Here is a 15,716-nt window from a genome sequence, read left to right on the forward strand (position 1 = left end):
ACCTCCGCACGTACCGCCGTGGGGTCAACTGAATCGACGCACCCGCGCGTCAAGATGTTCCCGTGCCGCCGGCGGGCTCTGCTCGGCGAACGTCTCCAACGCCGCACGGGCCTCGTCCGACACCTTCGCGGGGACCACGACGTCCAGGGTGACCAGCAGGTCACCGGCCTGGCCGTCGCGGCGGACGACCCCCTTGCCCCGGGCCCGCAGCACCCGACCCGACGGCGTACCCGGTGGAACCCGCAGGGTCACCGTCCCGTCGAGGGTGGGCACCCGCAGGTCGGTGCCGAGCACCGCCTCGGTGAACGTGATCGGCACGTTGAGGGTCAGGTCGTCACCGGTGCGTCCGAACAGCTCGTCCGGCCGGACCTTGATGTGCACGAAGAGGTCGCCGGCCGGGCCGCCCCGATCACCCGGCTCACCCCGCCCGGCGAGCCGGATCCGCTGCCCGTCGGCCACCCCGGCGGGCACCCGGACGTTCAGCGTGCGGGTCTTGGTGACCCCGCCGGTGCCATGGCACTCCGGGCACTTCTCCTCCACGATCGTGCCGACGCCCTGACAGTTGCGGCACGGCTCGGAGAAGCTGAACGACCCCTGGTTGCGGGTGGTCACCCCGGCACCGTGGCAGACCGGGCAGGTCACCGGCTGGGTGCCCGGCTTCGCACCGTTGCCGTGGCAGGTGTCGCAGACCCCGGGAGCGCGCAGCGTCAGGGGGAGGGTGACACCGCGTACGGCGTCGCCGAAGTCGAGCGCGACCTCCGCCTCCACGTCCCGCCCGCGGGCCGGACCGCGGGGACGGGCCGGGCCACCGGCGCCACCACCGCCGCCGGAGAAGATCGAACTGAACAGGTCGGTGAAGCCGCCGCCGCCGAAGCGGGTGTCGCCGCCGGCGGCGGCGCCGCCGAACAGGTCGGAGACGTCGAACGGCACACCGCCGCCCGGCTGGCCACCGGCGCGGGCGCTGCGGCGGAACGCGCCCGAGCCGAACAGCGAGCGCATCTCGTCGTACTCGCGGCGCTTCTTGTCGTCGCCGAGCACCGCGTACGCCTCGGAGACGGCCTTGAACCGCTCCTCGGCCAACGGGTCACCGGGGTTGTGGTCCGGGTGGGACTGCCGGGCCAGCTTCCGGTACGACTTCTTGATCTCGTCCGAGGAGGCGGACTTCTCCACGCCCAGCACGGCGTAGTAGTCCTTCTCGATCCAGTCCTTGGAACTCACCGGTCCACCCCCTTTCGAGTGACGTGCCCCGGCCACCCCGGCCGCCGTCGGGCGGCGGCCGGGGCGACCAGGACACGGTCGATCACTATTCCGGATCGGCCACCGCGACCAGCGCGGGTCGCAGCAGCCGCTCGCCGAGCAGATAACCCCGGCGCATGATCTGTACGCAGGTCGGCTCGGTCACGTCGGCGGACGTCTGGTGCGCGACCGCCTCGTGCCGGGTCGGGTCGAACGGGTCGCCCTGCTCACCGAAGGGGGTGAGCCCGAACTTGCCGAGCGCGGTGACCAGCTGCTCGGCCACCGTGCCGAACGGCCCGACCAGGTCGCCGTGTTCCCGGGCCCGGTCCAGGTCGTCGAGGATCGGCAGCAGCGCGGCGAGCACCGAGCCGGTCGCCTGCTCCTGGACCACGCCGCGGTCCCGGTCCACCCGCTTGCGGTAGTTGGCGTACTCCGCCGACACCCGCTGCACGTCCCGGGTCCGCTCGTCCAGCTGGGCGCGGAGCGACTCCAGCTCGGCGCCGAGCGGCGAACCGCCGCCGCCCTCGGCCGGCTGGGCCGGAGCGTCCACCACCGGCGGGCCGGCCGGGGTCGGCCCGTCCACCGAGTCGGCCTCGGCCTCGATCTCGTCGACCACGATCTCGCCCTCCTCGACCAGGCCCTCGGCCGGGACGTCCGTCCCGGCGTCGGCGGCGGCGGGCGCCTCCGCGGCCTTGCCGATCTTGCGGTTGTTGCGGATGACGACCCGCTCCTCGCCGGAGGACTTCCCGGCGGGCGCGGAGCCACCCGGCGCCGAGCCGGTGGTGCCCGGGTCGGCGGCTCGTGGCTTCTCCGTCATGCGGCTACCTCATCCCTCTGCCGTGATGTGGGGTGCGGGACGGACCGTCACTTCTTGTCCTCGTCGACGATCTCCGCGTCCACCACGTCGTCCGGGCCGCCGGCCTGCGGGCCACCGGTCGCACCCGCACCCGCACCCGGACCGGCCGCGCCCGGGGCGCCCGGCTCGCCCTGCTGCTGGGAGTAGAGCAGGGAACCGGCCTGCTGGGAGACCTGCGCCAGCCGCTCGTGGGCCGACTTGATCGCCTCGATGTCCTGGCCACCGAGGGCGCCGCGCAGCTCGCCGAGCGCCTCGTTGAGCTGCTCCCGGTTCTCGGCGGGCAGCTTGTCGCCGCTCTCGGCGAGGAACTTCTCGGTCTGCCACTGGAGCGCCTCGGCGACGTTGCGGGTCTCCGCCTCGTCCCGGCGACGCTTGTCCTCGTCGGCGTGCTCCTCGGCGTCCCGGCGCATCCGCTCGATGTCGTCCTTCGGCAGCGAGGAGCCGCCGGTGATCGTCATCTTCTGTTCCTTGCCGGTGCCCAGGTCCTTGGCGTGCACGTTCACGATGCCGTTGGCGTCGATGTCGAACGTGACCTCGATCTGCGGCACGCCGCGCGGCGCCGGCGGGAGGCCGGTCAGCTCGAAGGTGCCGAGCTTCTTGTTGTAGGCAGCGATCTCCCGCTCGCCCTGGAACACCTGGATCAGCACCGACGGCTGGTTGTCGTCGGCCGTGGTGAAGACCTCGGAGCGCTTGGTCGGGATGGTGGTGTTGCGCTCGATCAGCTTGGTGAAGATGCCGCCCTTGGTCTCGATGCCCAGGCTCAGCGGGGTCACGTCGAGCAGCAGGACGTCCTTGACCTCGCCCTTGAGCACGCCGGCCTGGAGGGCGGCGCCGACGGCGACGACCTCGTCCGGGTTGACGCCCTTGTTCGGGTCGCGGCCGGTGAGCTGCTTGACCAGGTCGGTCACGGCCGGCATCCGGGTGGAACCGCCGACCATGATGACGTGGTCGACGTCGGAGACCTTGATCCCGGCGTCCTTCACGGCCTGCTCGAACGGGCCCTTGCAGCGGTCCAGCAGATCCTGCGTCATCCGCTGGAACTCGGCGCGGCTCAGCGTCACGTCGAGGTGCAGCGGGCCGGCCGCGCCGGCGGTGATGTACGGCAGGTTGATGTTGGTGGTGGTGGCCGCCGACAGCTCGATCTTGGCCTTCTCGGCCGCCTCGCGCAGGCGCTGGAGGGCCATCTTGTCCTGGGCCAGGTCGATGCCGTGCTCGCCCCGGAAGGTCTTCACCAGGTGGTCGATGATCCGCTGGTCCCAGTCGTCACCACCGAGGTGGTTGTCACCGGAGGTCGACTTGACCTCGACGACGCCCTCGGCGAGCTCCAGCAGGGAGACGTCGAAGGTGCCGCCACCCAGGTCGAAGACCAGGACGGTCTGCTCCTTGGAACCCTTGTCCAGGCCGTACGCCAGGGCGGCCGCGGTCGGCTCGTTGACGATCCGCAGCACGTTGAAGCCGGCGATCTCACCGGCCTCCTTGGTGGCCTGACGCTGCCCGTCGTTGAAGTACGCCGGGACGGTGATCACCGCGTCGGTGATCTGCTCGCCCAGGTAGGCCTCGGCGTCCCGCTTGAGCTTCATCAGCGTGCGCGCCGAGATCTCCTGCGGGGTGTACTTCTTGCCGTCGATGTCGACGGACCAGTTGGTGCCGATCTCCCGCTTGACCGAGCGGATGGTCCGGTCCGGGTTGGTCACCGCCTGGCGCTTGGCGACCTCACCGACGAGCACCTCGCCGTTGCGGGCGAACGCGACGATCGACGGGGTCGTCCGCGAGCCCTCAGCGTTGGCGATGACGGTGGGCTCACCGCCCTCGAGAACGCTGACGCAGGAGTTCGTCGTGCCGAGGTCGATACCGACCGCACGTGCCATCTTCGCTTCCTCGCTTCGTAAGGGTGGGCAGGTCGGAGGGCCTGCCCGGCGGGTCACTGTCCGCGACCACACCACAAGTTGAGTGAACTTGACTCAATAGTGCCACGCCCCCGCCAAACCGCAAGTCGAGGTTGAGCGGACCCGACGCAACCCGACCGTTACTACCGTCCGGTTGTCTTCTCTTGCGTCGGTCGGGCACGCTTTAGCGGTGACGACGCACGGCGATCCCGCCACCGCAGCCAGCGCGCCCGCCGTCGCCGCCCGTACCGGCCCGTCGGAGGGCGGCGAGGCACCGCCCGTCGAGGGCCTGCCCGCCGCGCTGACCGGCCTGCGGGCGGCGATCGACGCGGCACGGTTCCCGCTGGCCCTGCCCTCGGCGGAACCCGCCCGGCGCACCGCCGGCAGCCTCACCGACCAACTCGACGACTACCTGCTGCCCCGCCTGGCCCGGCTCGACGCGCCGCTGCTGGTGGTGGTCGGCGGGTCCACCGGCGCCGGCAAGTCCACCCTGGTCAACAGCCTCGTCCAGGCCCGGGTCAGCGCGGCGGGGGTGCTCCGCCCGACCACCCGCTCCCCGGTGCTGGTCTGCAACCCGGCCGACTCCGGTTGGTTCCGCCAGGGCGAACTGCTGCCCGGCCTCACCCGCACCAACGAGCCCAGCGAGGACCCGGGCACCCTGCACCTGGTCACCGCGCCCGCGCTCCCACCCGGGCTGGCCTTCCTCGACGCCCCCGACATCGACTCGGTGGTCGACGCCAACCGGGCGCTGGCCGGCCAACTGCTGGCCGCCGCCGACCTCTGGCTCTTCGTCACCACCGCCGCCCGCTACGCCGACGCCGTCCCGTGGGAGCTGCTGCGCAGCGCCCGGGGCCGGGGCGCGGTGATCGCCATGGTGCTCGACCGGGTGCCCCCGGAGGCGGCCGACGAGATCGCCGCCCACCTCCAGGAGATGCTCGCCGCGCAGGATCTCGGCTCGGCGCCGCTCTTCGTCCTCCCCGAGACCTGGGTGGACGGGCAGGGGCTGCTCCCCGACAAGGTGACCGCCCCGCTGGCCTCCTGGTTCGCCCGGCTCGCTGCGGACGCCGACGCCCGCGCCGCGGTGGTCCGGCAGACCCTCGACGGCGCGCTCGGCGCGCTGCACCCGCGGGTCGACGGACTGGCCGACGCCGCCGACGAGCAGGTCGCCGCCGCCGACGCGCTGGACGAGCGGGTCCGGGCGGCGTACCGGGGGGCGCACCGCACGGTCGAGCAGGGGCTCTCCGACGGCCGGCTGCTCCGCGGCGAGGTGCTCGCCCGCTGGCAGGAGTTCGTCGGCACCGGGGAGCTGTTCCGCACCCTGGAGGCCCGGATCGGCCGGCTCCGGGACCGGGTGCTCGCCGCGGTGACCGGCCGTCCCGCACCCGCCGCCGAACTCTCCACCGCCATCGAGTCGCAGCTGATCACGCTGCTGCGCGGGGTCTCCGCCGAGGCCGCCGAGAACGCGTACACCGGTTGGAAGGCGCATCCGGCGGGCGCCGCGCTGCTCGAACCCCCGCTGGCGCACGCCGCCGAGGACCTGCCGGCGCGGGCCGAACGGCTGGTCCGGGACTGGCAGCGCGGGGTGCTGGAGCTGGTTCGGGTCGAGGGCGGCGACCGGCGCTTCGTGGCCCGCACCGCGGCGTACGCGGTCAACGCCACCGGACTGGCCGTCATGATCGCGGTCTTCGCCTCCACGGCCTTCATCCCGACCGGGCTGGAGGTGGCCACCGGCGCCGGCACCACCGTCGCCGCGCAGGCGGTGCTCCAGGCCATCTTCGGCGACCAGGCCGTCCGCAACCTCGCCGCCAAGGCCCGCGAGGACCTGCTCGACCGGGTACGCGGCCTGCTCGACTCCGAGGCCGAACGCTTCCTCGCCCGGACCGCCGACGCCCGGCCCGCCACCGACACCGGTGACGCGCTGCGCCGCGCCGCCGGCCGGGTCGAGGTGGCCCGGCACCGCAGCGGGCTGAGCCGCCCCGGCGGACCCGCCCTGCCCGGAGCGACCGCCTACGAGGGTGAGGCCCGGTGACCAACTTCGTCGGCCGGATGCGGGAGGCGATCCGGGGCGACCAGCGGGTCGACGCGGACGCCCTGGTGGATCGCCTCACCGCGGTACGCCGGTTCCTCGACGCCGTCGACGGCCAGGTGCCCGACGCGCAGCTCGTCGCCGCGCACACCGTCGTCGAGCGGGCCGGCACCCGGCTGGAACTCTCCCGCGAGCACACCGTGGTGGCGCTCGCCGGCGCCACCGGCAGCGGCAAGTCCAGCCTGTTCAACGCCCTGGCCCGGCTGGACCTCTCCCCGGTCGGCGTCCGCCGCCCGACCACCGGGGTGGCGCACGCCTGCGTCTGGGGCGCGTTGGACGGCGCCAACCGGCTGCTCGACTGGGTGGGGGTGCTGCCCCGGCACCGGTTCGTCCGGGAGAGCGCGCTGGACGCCGACGACGAGACCGACCTGCACGGGCTGGTCCTGCTCGACCTGCCCGACTTCGACTCGGTGCAGCGGTCCCACCGGCTGGAGGTTGACCGGCTGCTCGGCCTGGTCGACCTGGTGGTCTGGGTGGTCGACCCGCAGAAGTACGCCGACCGGGTGATCCACACCAGCTACCTGCGCGAGTTCCACCGGCACCGGGACGTCACCCTGGTGGTGCTGAACCAGGCCGACCGGCTCCCGCCGGCCGAGCTGCCCCGGGTCCTGGCCGACCTGCGCCGACTGCTCGACGCCGACGGGCTGGCCGGGGTGCCGCTGCACGCCACCGTGGCCGTCGACCCGGCCGGGATGACCGCGCTGCGGGAGGCGTTGGAGCGCGCCGTCGCCGAACGCCAGGCGGCGTTGCGCCGGCTCTCCGGGGACGTCGACACGGTGGTCGCCGGGCTGGACGAGCTGGTCTCCGCCGACGCGCCGGCCACCGGGCCGGACGAGGCCGCCGGCCGGGAGTTGACCCGGGCGCTGGCCGGCACGGCCGGGGTGCCGGCGGTCGCCGACGCCGTGCGGGGCGCGTACCGGCACCGGGCCGTCGGGTCGACCGGCTGGCCGCTGGTCCGCGCCTGGCGCAAGCTGCGACCGGATCCGCTGCGCCGGCTGCACCTGCCCGGACCGGCCGCCGGGGCCGACGCGCCGCAGGAGAGCCTGGTCGCCGCCACCTCCGTACCCGATCCGACGGTGGCCCAGCGCTCGGCGCTGGGGCTGGCGATCCGATCGGTGGCCGACCGCTCCTCCGCCGGCCTGCCGGCGCCCTGGCCGGGCGCGGTGACCACCGCGGCCCGGTCCCGCCTCGGCGACCTGCCGGACGCGCTGGACCGCGCGGTGGCCAACACCGACCTGGGCATGGACCGCCGCCCGGTGTGGTGGCGGCTGGTCGGCGGCCTCCAGTGGCTGGTCACCCTGGCCGCGCTGGCCGGCCTGCTCTGGCTGGCGGCGGGCTACGCGCTGCGTGCCCTGGGCCTGCCCGCCCTGGACTATCCGCGGGTCGGCGAGGTGCCGCTGCCGACCGTGCTGCTCCTCGGCGGCCTGCTGGCCGGGCTGCTGGTGGCGGCGCTGGCCCGGCCGGTGATCGGCTGGGCGGCCGGGCGGGCCCGGCGGCGGGCGGAGAAGCGGCTCACCGCCGCGGTCGCCACGGTCGGCGAGGAGCACGTGCTCGACCCGGTCCGGGCGGTGCTGGCCCGCTACGGCCGGGCCCGGGAGGCGCTGCGCGAGGCGGCCCGCCGCTGAGCGTGGCGGCGTCGCGGATCGGGCTGCCGGCCGACACCCGGCGTAGGGTCGGTGCCATGGCCTCGCCACAGACCCCCTACGAGGCGGTGCTGCACGCCGCCCGCGACGTGACCAGGCTCGACTGCGCCTTCGACGCGGAGATGCTCGGCACCGCGCTGCTCGGCAGCGTCTACGCGATCGCGGAGACCGACCGGGAGACCGCCGTACGCGAATTCGTCTCCGGCTTCCTGGCCGCCACCGCGCGCCGGCGCAGCGCCGCCGCCACCACCATCCGTTCCGTCTTCGCCGCGCTCGTCCCCGACGCCGAGGGGACCGCCAAGGTCCGTCCCGGCGCGGCGACGCCCGCCTGGGCCGGCCAGCTCGGCCGGGTCCGGCTCACCGGCGCCTGGTGCTACGGCGACGTGTACGGCGACCAGACCTCCTACCTGGCCACCTTCGCCTACGACGACGAGGAGGCCGGCGGTCCGGAGCACGCGCTGGTGGCCCTGGTCGACCACAACATCGGCATCACCAAGGACATCTTCGTCGGCGGCCCGGCCGGCCGGGTGGTGGAGCAGGCCCGTGACCTGTGCACCGCCGACGAGCTGACCTGGTTCCGGGAGGAGGACCCGGCCCGGATGCGGGCCGAGGTGACCCGGCACCTGGCGATCACCGACGACCTCGGCGAGCTGCCCGCCGAGGGTTCGCTCGGCACCGACCGGGCGCTGGCCGGGGCCCGGCTGGCCCTGCTGCCCGCCGGCGCGGCGGCGACCCCGCCCACGCCGCCGGAGGTGGACCGGACCGCGCTGGTCCGGGCGTTCCTCGCCTCGCCCGAGGCGACCCGCTTCGGCCTGGACACCATCGCCGGTGACGACCTGGCCTCGCTGCACTTCTGCCTGAGCCTGCTGCTGGACCACGCGGCGAGCTTCCCCGACGGCGACCCGATGCGGTGGAGCCCGATGGTCGCCGAGCTGTTCCTGCTGGACTGGGTGCACCGGCGGGCGGTGCTCGACATGGACGACGCGGCGATGCTGCCCCGGGTGCTGCGCGCCTGGGCGGCGTACGCGGCCCGGCAGCGAAGCCTGCCCGCGCGGGCCGCCGCCGAGACCGACCGGGTGATCGAGGAGCTGGTCGGAGAGTTCGCCCGCCTCTACAGCACCGGCGAGCGGCGCAGCCCCGCCACCGCGGCGGTGGCCCAGTTGATGGCCGACGGCGTCGACCCGGACGACCCGGCCGCCCTGGACGCCTGGATCGAGGCCAACCGGGACCGCCTCACCGACACCTGACCGGCCCTGGTCAGGGTTCGACCAGCGTCAGGTGGCGGGGGGAGACGTCGACGGTGAGGCGCTGACCCCAGGTGAGGGACAACCGGTCGGCCTCCAGGCCGTCGGCGAAGGCGACCAGGCCGTCGGACTCGGCGACCAGCTCCAGCCGGTCGCTCCCGCCCAGGCGGCCCGCGGTGAGGGTCGCCCCGGTCACCGGGGACGGCCACGCCTCGCGTACGTACCAGCAGAGGGCCTCCTCCCCCGGGGCGGGCGGCGGTGGCGCACCCGGACGGTCGCGCGCGATGGACGCGCACCAGCCGGTCGCCCCCGTACCGCTGCCGACCACGACCCCGGAGGAGGAGTGCCGTTCCCGCCGTGCCCGCCCCGCCACGGGCACGGTGAGCTGGTAGCGGGCGGACTGGTGGGAGGCGTGCCCGACGTACACCTCGTTGAGGCCGACTAGCTCCTGCCCGTCGTCGAGCGCGGCCCGGACCATGGTCCGGCGCCGGGTCGGCGCGGCGCCCGCGACGAGTGCCGGGAGCAGGCCGGTGAGCTGCCCGGCGGTGAACCGGACCAGTACCCCGGCGTTGCGGCCCGGCTCCGGGTCCACGCCGACCACCGGCTGCCGGTCCAGGTACTTCGCCACGTTGGCGACCAGCCCGTCCGGCCCGACCGCCACCACCACGTCCTCCGGCCCGAACAGGAACCGGGGCAGGTCGGCCCGGTCCACCGCGCCGCGCCGCCAGTCCGCCGGGATGGCGGCGCCGACCGTGGTCAGCGCCGTCTGGAGGGCGTCGTGCCGGTCGACGACCTCCGCCAGGTCCCGGCCCCGCTCGCGCAGGTACCAGGCCGCGGCCGCCCGGGTGCCGTGCCGGGCCAGCAGCTCGTCGAGCTCGCTGCGCCGGCTCACCACGACCACCCGGGGGGCCAGGGTCGCGCTCATCGGCCGGTCGCCGGCCCGGCCAGCCGGGCCAGCAGGTCGGTCACCACGTCGGGGGTGACGGTGAGCTGCCCGATCTGCGGGAGCCGGCCGGCCAGCTCGCGGACGGTCAGGGCCCGCAGCACCTCCGGCGGCAGCTCCGCGTACGCGGCCAGCTTCGCCGCCTCCGCCTCGGCCTCGGCGTGCCCCACCACGCGTACGCCGTCGGCGCGGGCGGCCGAGAGCGAGCGCTCCTTCTCGGCGGTGCCGGTGGCCAGCACCCGCTCCTTCTCCGCCTCGGCGGCGGCCAGCACCCGGGCCCGTTCGGCGGCGGCCGCGTTGGCGACCTTCTCCCGTTCCGCCTTGCCCTGGGCGGTGGCCAGCTCGGCGGCGGCGTCGAGTTCGGCCCGGCGTCGGGTGTTCGCGCCGTGCTGCTCGACCAGCTGCTGCTCCCGGCGGGCCAGCTCGATCTTGTTCTGGAGCTCGTTCTCGGCGATCGTCCGTTCCTGCTCGACGGCCTGGGCCCGGCGGGCGTAGGTGGCCCGGTCGGCCTGCACCTGGACGGCCTCGCGGGTGGGGGTCTGCAACGCGCGTTCCAGCTCCGGCTCGGGCCGGACGGCGACCACCCGGGCGCTGACCACCGCGACCCCCAGGTCGGTCAGCCGGGGCTCGTCGACCAGCGCCGTGGCGACCGCCTCGCGGACCGGCGCGACGGTGGTCAGCGCCTCGGCGAGCGGCACCCGGGCCAGCAGGTCCAGCGCCGGCTGCTGGGCCAGCTCGGCCAGCAGGGTGGCTACCTGGTCGAGCGGCCGGGCCCGGGCCTTGCCGGTGCGCGGGTCGACCGAGAAGTCCAGCCGGCCGGCGGCGCGCGCCGGGTCGGCCACCCGGTAGGTCACGGTGGCCTGCACGGTGATGTCGGCGAAGTCGCCGGTACGGGCGTGGAACAGCAGCGGCAGCTCGCGGTCGTCCACCGGCACCTCGCTGAGCACCGCGTTGAGCGGCCGGTACCAGAAGGACAGGCCGACGCCCTCGCGCCGGACCCGGCCGCCCACCCCCAGTCGCACCCAGGTGGTCGGGGTCCCGCGCAGGTGTCGCAGGAACAGTCGCCTCGAAATGTCGGCCATGATTCTCGCCCTCCCCTTTTCGTCACTCAGACGATAAACACTCTGGTAGGTTATCGTCAAGGTGGTGATAAAGAGATGGCCGAGTACCCGCCCTTCGCGGTGACCGCCGACCTGGTGGTGCTGACCGTCCGCGCCGACGAGCTGTCGGTGCTGCTCGTCCGCCGCGGCGTCCCCCCGTACGAGGGGGCCTGGGCGCTGCCCGGCGGCTTCGTCGGCATCGACGAGGACCTGCCCGACGCGGCCGTCCGCGAGCTGGCCGAGGAGACCGGCCTCCCCGAACCCGCCGGGCACCTGGAACAGCTCGGCACGTACGGCCACCCGGGGCGGGACCCGCGCGGCCGGGTGGTCACCGTGGCCTGGCTCGCCCTGCTACCGGACCTGCCCACCCCGGTCGCCGGCACCGACGCGGCCGCAGCCGAGTGGGTGCCCGTCACGAAGGTCGCCCGGGGCCGGCTCGCCTTCGACCACGACCGGATCCTCGGCGACGGGCTGGAACGGGCCCGGGCCAAGCTGGAGTACACCCCGCTGGCCACCGCCTTCTGCCCGCCGGAGTTCACCGTGGCGCAGCTGCGGGCGGTCTACGAGACGGTCTGGGACACCCGACTCGACCCCCGCAACTTCCACCGCAAGGTCACCGGGACGCCCGGTTTCGTGGAGCCGGTCGGCCGCTCCACCGAGGGCGACCGGGGGCGGCCGGCGCAGCTGTTCCGGCGCGGTCCGGCCACCGTGCTGCACCCGGCCATGCTCCGCCAGCACCGCTGACACCTCTCGCTCCGAACGCCGCCCCCGCCCGGACGGCACGGGACGCCGCATGTCCGGGCGGGGGCGCCTTCTGCTGCCCGGCCTGCCGCGACCCGGGCAGGGTCGGTGCCCTCCGACCCAGTTCCCTTCGCGCCGACGCCCGGACATGAGGGGTCGCGGCTCCTGTCGACCTGATGGCGCGAACGACTCACCCACCGGATGCGATCCGCGCCCCTCGGACATCGGCCGCGCCCCTCGGACATGGGCCGCGCCCCTCGGATGCCGCGCGCCGAGCTTGAGTCGTCTACGCCATCAGGTCGACAGGAAGCTCAACAGCCCCTGCCGTCGCCACTACGCCGTCGGGAAGGCCGCGACTGCCGAGCCCGCCGTGACCGTCCGGACGGCGGAAGGAGCCGACGCGACGGCGACCGCCAGGGTGGCGGTGGCCGACGGGATGACGGTGGTCGAAGTGACGGTCGCCGGCGGGGTGACGGTCGCCGTCGGGGCCAGGGTGGTCGGCGGCGCCACGGTCGCCGTCGGGGTGCCGGTGGTGGTCGTCGGGGCCACGGTCGCCGTCGGGGTGCCGGTGGCCGTCGGGATCAGAGTGGCGGTGGGTGACGGGTCGGTGGGCGTACCGGAGGAACCGTCGGGGCTGCTCCCGCTCGGTGACGGCACCGGCTCGGAGAGGGTGACCGTCGGGCTCGGGGTGGGCTCCGGGGTCGGCGACTGCGGTGGGGGCGGTGACTGCGGCGGGGGCGGCGTCGGGCTGGGCGTGGGCCGCGGGCTCGGCCGGGGTGGCGTGGTCGGCGGCGGGGTGGCCGAGCGGGTCGGCGAGGGGCGCGGGGGGCGGGGCGCCGGGGAGGCGGGGCGCCGGGGCGCGGGCCGGGCCACCGGGCCGGCCGGAGCGGGGGCGCGTACGGCGGGCTCGGGATCCGGTGCGGCGGGTGCGGTCGGGTCGGGGGCCTCCGCGTCCGGCGCCGGGACCGGCGGGGCCGGCGGGACCGAGCCGGTCGGCACCACCGGCACCGGGCGGCTCGGCGGCGCGGCGGGCTGGCCGGTCGACGGGGGTTGGATCACCACCGGGCCCACGGACGGGGTCGGGATGAAGGGGGTGCCACTGTCCGGCAGGGCCGTGCTGCCGACGGTGGCCGAGCCGGCGCTGATCGCGGCGAGGATGGGCATGGACGCGGTACCGGCGAGCAGCGCGACGGTGAAGAGGTAGCCCCGGGTCGGGCCGGTGAATCCGGGGGCCCGGTGGACGCCGACCACCCGGCGGTAGCCGGCGCCGGCGCGGTGCCGGCCGAGCAGGGGCACGCCGGGGCCGTCGTTCTGATCGGACACCGGCACACTCCTCGTCGACGACACGGGCGATGGTCGGGCGCGGCCCTAAACGGACAAAGACCACTTAAGACGCATCTGCCACACCAGCTTGGACCAGTGACGTTCAGTTCACCAGCCGGCACAGCGTGTCGACACACAAAATGTCCGTCGGCGTGAATCTTCCAAGCGACAAAGCGCCCGAAGCAGACGGAAGCCCGACCGTACGGAGGGCCGTACTGTGGGGCCGCTCACCTCCTCTGCAATCATTCAGGCACGACGGCAGTGCAGCCGCGACCTCCGCGCACCCGCGGCAGGCGTGGACGAGCGCCGGCGCTCCCGATCCGGGTTCGCCCCAACGAGCCCGGCTCACGCCGCGCGGCAACCCTCACCAAGGGTTGGGCGTGGCCGCCAGGAACCAGCCCGGCACCGTCGGGCCAGGTGCAGGACTTGCGCGGAACGGGTCACCCCCCGAAGCCGGCGCAGACACGACAGGGAGAGACGGATGGCAAAGGGCGACCCCGGGGTACCCACCCGCGGCCGGCGGGCCGCACCCCGTTCCAAGCAGGCCGCGTCCGCGGCCGCCGGTGACCCGGAACTCGTACAGCTGCTGACCGCCGAGGGCGAGCGGATCGAGAGCGCGACCGGCCCGGACGGGACCGAGTACCGCGTCGACTTCACCGACGAGGAGTACCGCGGGCTCTACCGCGACCTCGTCCTGGTCCGCAAGCTCGACGCCGAGGCCACCGCGTTGCAGCGCCAGGGCGAGCTGGGCCTCTGGGCCAGCCTGCTCGGCCAGGAGGCCGCCCAGGTCGGCTCCGGCCGGGCCCTGCGTACGCAGGACATGGCCTTCCCGACCTACCGGGAGCACGGCGTCCTCTACTGCCGGGGGATCGACCCGATCATGCCGCTCGGCCTGTTCCGTGGCGTGGACCAGGGTGGCTGGGACCCGAACGAGTTCAAGTTCAACATGTACACGATCGTCATCGGGGCGCAGACCCTGCACGCGACCGGGTACGCCATGGGTGTCGCCATCGACGGCAAGACCGGCACCGACGACGGCGAGGCGGTGATCGCCTACTTCGGTGACGGCGCCACCAGCCAGGGCGACGTCAACGAGGCGTTCGTCTGGGCCAGCGTCTTCAACGCCCCGCTGGTCTTCTTCTGCCAGAACAACCAGTACGCCATCTCCGAGCCGCTGGAGCGGCAGACCCGGGTCCCGCTCTACCGGCGGGCCGGCGGCTACGGCTTCCCCGGTGTCCGGGTGGACGGCAACGACGTCCTCGCCACGTACGCGGTGACCCGGCACGCGCTGGACAACGCCCGGCTCGGCCAGGGCCCCAGCCTGATCGAGGCGTACACCTACCGGATGGGGGCGCACACCACCTCCGACGACCCGACCCGGTACCGGATCGCCAGCGAGGTCGAGGCCTGGCAGGCCAAGGACCCGATCGCCCGGATGAAGGCGTTCCTGACGAAGCAGCAGATCGCCGACGAGTCGTTCTTCACCGAGATCGACGAGCAGGCCCGCACCGAGTCGGTGCACCTGCGCGAGCGGGTGCTGAACATGCCGAACCCGGAGCCGGTGACGATGTTCGACCACGTCTACCCGCACGGCTCCCCCGAGCTGGACGTGCAGCGGGCCCAGTTCACCAAGTACATGGAGTCGTTCGAAGGGAGCGCCCACTGATGGCCACGGAGACGCTCACCCTCGGCAAGGCCCTGAACACCGGTCTGCGGCGGGCCCTGGAGAACGACCCGAAGGTCGTCATCATGGGCGAGGACGTCGGCAAGCTCGGCGGCGTCTTCCGGATCACCGACGGGCTCCAGAAGGACTTCGGCGACCAGCGGGTGATCGACACCCCGCTGGCCGAGTCCGGCATCATCGGCACCGCGGTCGGCCTGGCCATCCGCGGCTACCGACCGGTCTGCGAGATCCAGTTCGACGGCTTCGTCTACCCCGCGTACGACCAGATCGTGTCGCAGGTGGCGAAGATGCACTACCGCTCGCAGGGCAAGGTGCGGATCCCGATGGTCATCCGGATCCCCTACGGCGGTGGCATCGGCGCCGTCGAGCACCACTCCGAGTCGCCCGAGGCGTACTTCGCGCACACCGCCGGCCTGAAGGTGGTGACCTGCGCGAACCCGCAGGACGCGTACGTGATGATCCAGCAGGCGATCGCGTCGGACGACCCGATCGTCTTCCTGGAGCCGAAGCGGCGCTACTGGGAGAAGGGCCCGGTCGACCTGGAGGCCCCGCTGTCCGAGGCGTACCCGCTGCACTCGGCCCGGGTGGTCCGGCCCGGCACGGCCGCCACGGTGCTGGCGTACGGGCCGATGGTCCGGGTCGCGCTGGACGCGGCGACCGCCGCCGCCGAGGACGGCCGGGAGCTGGAGGTCATCGACCTGCGCACGCTCTCCCCGCTGGACCTGACCGCCGCGTACGAGTCGGTGAAGCGCACCGGCCGCTGCGTGGTCGTGCACGAGGCCCCGGGCAACCTGGGCATGGGTTCGGAGATCGCGGCCCGGATCACCGAGGAGTGCTTCTACTCCCTGGAGGCCCCGGTGCTGCGGGTGACCGGCTTCGACACCCCCTACCCGGCCAGCCGGGTGGAGGAGGAGTACCTGCCCGACCTCGACCGGGTGCTCGACGCCGTCGACCGCGCCTTCGGCTGGTGAGTG

Annotated in this window: 12 protein-coding genes; 6 read left to right on the plus strand and 6 right to left on the minus strand. The window is 74.4% G+C overall.

Annotated features, from left to right (window positions below):
- Positions 1–24: 24 nt before the first annotated feature.
- The 3 genes from dnaJ to dnaK all read right to left on the minus strand — a co-directional run bounded on the left by dnaJ (position 25) and on the right by dnaK (position 3,960).
- Complete coding sequence (dnaJ, locus tag GA0070564_RS06865; RefSeq protein ID WP_091603995.1) at positions 25–1,218, minus strand: molecular chaperone DnaJ; 1,194 nt, start codon at positions 1,216–1,218, stop codon at positions 25–27.
- A gap of 85 nt (positions 1,219–1,303) precedes the next feature.
- The gene (gene grpE, locus GA0070564_RS06870) at positions 1,304–2,053 is read right to left on the minus strand and encodes a nucleotide exchange factor GrpE (RefSeq protein ID WP_091603997.1); all 750 of its coding nucleotides are present in this window, start codon (positions 2,051–2,053) and stop codon (positions 1,304–1,306) included.
- A 47-nt stretch (positions 2,054–2,100) separates the two neighbouring features.
- On the minus strand, positions 2,101–3,960 hold the full coding sequence (gene dnaK / locus GA0070564_RS06875) for a molecular chaperone DnaK (RefSeq protein ID WP_091603999.1): 1,860 nt from the start codon (positions 3,958–3,960) through the stop codon (positions 2,101–2,103).
- Between the two features lie 208 nt (positions 3,961–4,168).
- Between dnaK and GA0070564_RS06880 the strand changes: the two genes are divergently transcribed.
- Genes GA0070564_RS06880 through GA0070564_RS06890 form a run of 3 tightly spaced genes read left to right on the plus strand, consistent with a single transcriptional unit; the run spans position 4,169 to position 8,954 of the window.
- Entirely contained in the window at positions 4,169–6,007 is a 1,839-nt protein-coding gene (locus tag GA0070564_RS06880; RefSeq protein ID WP_091604003.1) for a GTPase domain-containing protein, read from the plus strand.
- 17 nt (positions 6,008–6,024) lie between these two features.
- Positions 6,025–7,689, plus strand: coding sequence for a GTPase (locus GA0070564_RS06885; RefSeq protein WP_091604707.1), 1,665 nt, complete (start codon positions 6,025–6,027; stop codon positions 7,687–7,689).
- Between the two features lie 56 nt (positions 7,690–7,745).
- The gene (locus GA0070564_RS06890) at positions 7,746–8,954 is read left to right on the plus strand and encodes a hypothetical protein (RefSeq protein ID WP_091604710.1); all 1,209 of its coding nucleotides are present in this window, start codon (positions 7,746–7,748) and stop codon (positions 8,952–8,954) included.
- A 10-nt stretch (positions 8,955–8,964) separates the two neighbouring features.
- On the opposite strand, the gene GA0070564_RS06895 is transcribed toward GA0070564_RS06890, so the two are convergent.
- Both GA0070564_RS06895 and GA0070564_RS06900 read right to left on the minus strand, forming a co-directional pair.
- Entirely contained in the window at positions 8,965–9,876 is a 912-nt protein-coding gene (locus GA0070564_RS06895; RefSeq protein ID WP_091604005.1) for an NAD(+)/NADH kinase, read from the minus strand.
- Positions 9,873–10,976 carry an SPFH domain-containing protein gene (locus GA0070564_RS06900; protein ID WP_091604007.1) on the minus strand — a complete coding sequence of 368 codons (1,104 nt, stop codon included), beginning with the start codon at positions 10,974–10,976 and terminating at the stop codon, positions 9,873–9,875. Before GA0070564_RS06900 ends, GA0070564_RS06895 begins: the two co-directional genes overlap by 4 nt.
- A gap of 75 nt (positions 10,977–11,051) precedes the next feature.
- On the opposite strand from GA0070564_RS06900, the gene GA0070564_RS06905 reads away from it, so the two are divergent.
- Positions 11,052–11,738, plus strand: coding sequence for an NUDIX hydrolase (locus GA0070564_RS06905; RefSeq protein WP_091604010.1), 687 nt, complete (start codon positions 11,052–11,054; stop codon positions 11,736–11,738).
- 330 nt (positions 11,739–12,068) lie between these two features.
- On the opposite strand, the gene GA0070564_RS29200 is transcribed toward GA0070564_RS06905, so the two are convergent.
- Positions 12,069–13,058: a hypothetical protein gene (locus tag GA0070564_RS29200; protein WP_176730559.1), complete on the minus strand. Its 990-nt coding sequence runs from the start codon at positions 13,056–13,058 to the stop codon at positions 12,069–12,071.
- Positions 13,059–13,539: 481 nt separating this feature from the next.
- On the opposite strand from GA0070564_RS29200, the gene pdhA reads away from it, so the two are divergent.
- Together pdhA and GA0070564_RS06920 are read left to right on the plus strand one after the other, a co-directional pair.
- Positions 13,540–14,724, plus strand: coding sequence for a pyruvate dehydrogenase (acetyl-transferring) E1 component subunit alpha (gene pdhA, locus GA0070564_RS06915; protein ID WP_091604016.1), 1,185 nt, complete (start codon positions 13,540–13,542; stop codon positions 14,722–14,724).
- Positions 14,724–15,713 (plus strand): alpha-ketoacid dehydrogenase subunit beta, encoded by a 990-nt coding sequence (locus GA0070564_RS06920; RefSeq protein WP_091604019.1) that lies wholly within the window; start codon positions 14,724–14,726, stop codon positions 15,711–15,713. The genes pdhA and GA0070564_RS06920 overlap by 1 nt, the downstream gene beginning before the upstream one ends.
- Positions 15,714–15,716: the final 3 nt, after the last annotated feature.

This window comes from Micromonospora mirobrigensis (assembly GCF_900091555.1).
In the GTDB taxonomy this organism is placed as follows: domain Bacteria; phylum Actinomycetota; class Actinomycetes; order Mycobacteriales; family Micromonosporaceae; genus Micromonospora; species Micromonospora mirobrigensis.

Coding starts and splice junctions, on each gene's coding strand:
- GA0070564_RS06895 (WP_091604005.1), bottom strand. CDS start 9,876: ATGAGCGCGACCCTGGCCCCCCGGGTGGTCGTGGTGAGCCGGCGCAGC.
- GA0070564_RS06905 (WP_091604010.1), top strand. CDS start 11,052: ATGGCCGAGTACCCGCCCTTCGCGGTGACCGCCGACCTGGTGGTGCTG.
- GA0070564_RS06885 (WP_091604707.1), top strand. CDS start 6,025: ATGCGGGAGGCGATCCGGGGCGACCAGCGGGTCGACGCGGACGCCCTG.
- GA0070564_RS06920 (WP_091604019.1), top strand. CDS start 14,724: ATGGCCACGGAGACGCTCACCCTCGGCAAGGCCCTGAACACCGGTCTG.
- GA0070564_RS06900 (WP_091604007.1), bottom strand. CDS start 10,976: ATGGCCGACATTTCGAGGCGACTGTTCCTGCGACACCTGCGCGGGACC.
- GA0070564_RS06890 (WP_091604710.1), top strand. CDS start 7,746: ATGGCCTCGCCACAGACCCCCTACGAGGCGGTGCTGCACGCCGCCCGC.
- dnaK (WP_091603999.1), bottom strand. CDS start 3,960: ATGGCACGTGCGGTCGGTATCGACCTCGGCACGACGAACTCCTGCGTC.
- pdhA (WP_091604016.1), top strand. CDS start 13,540: ATGGCAAAGGGCGACCCCGGGGTACCCACCCGCGGCCGGCGGGCCGCA.
- grpE (WP_091603997.1), bottom strand. CDS start 2,053: ATGACGGAGAAGCCACGAGCCGCCGACCCGGGCACCACCGGCTCGGCG.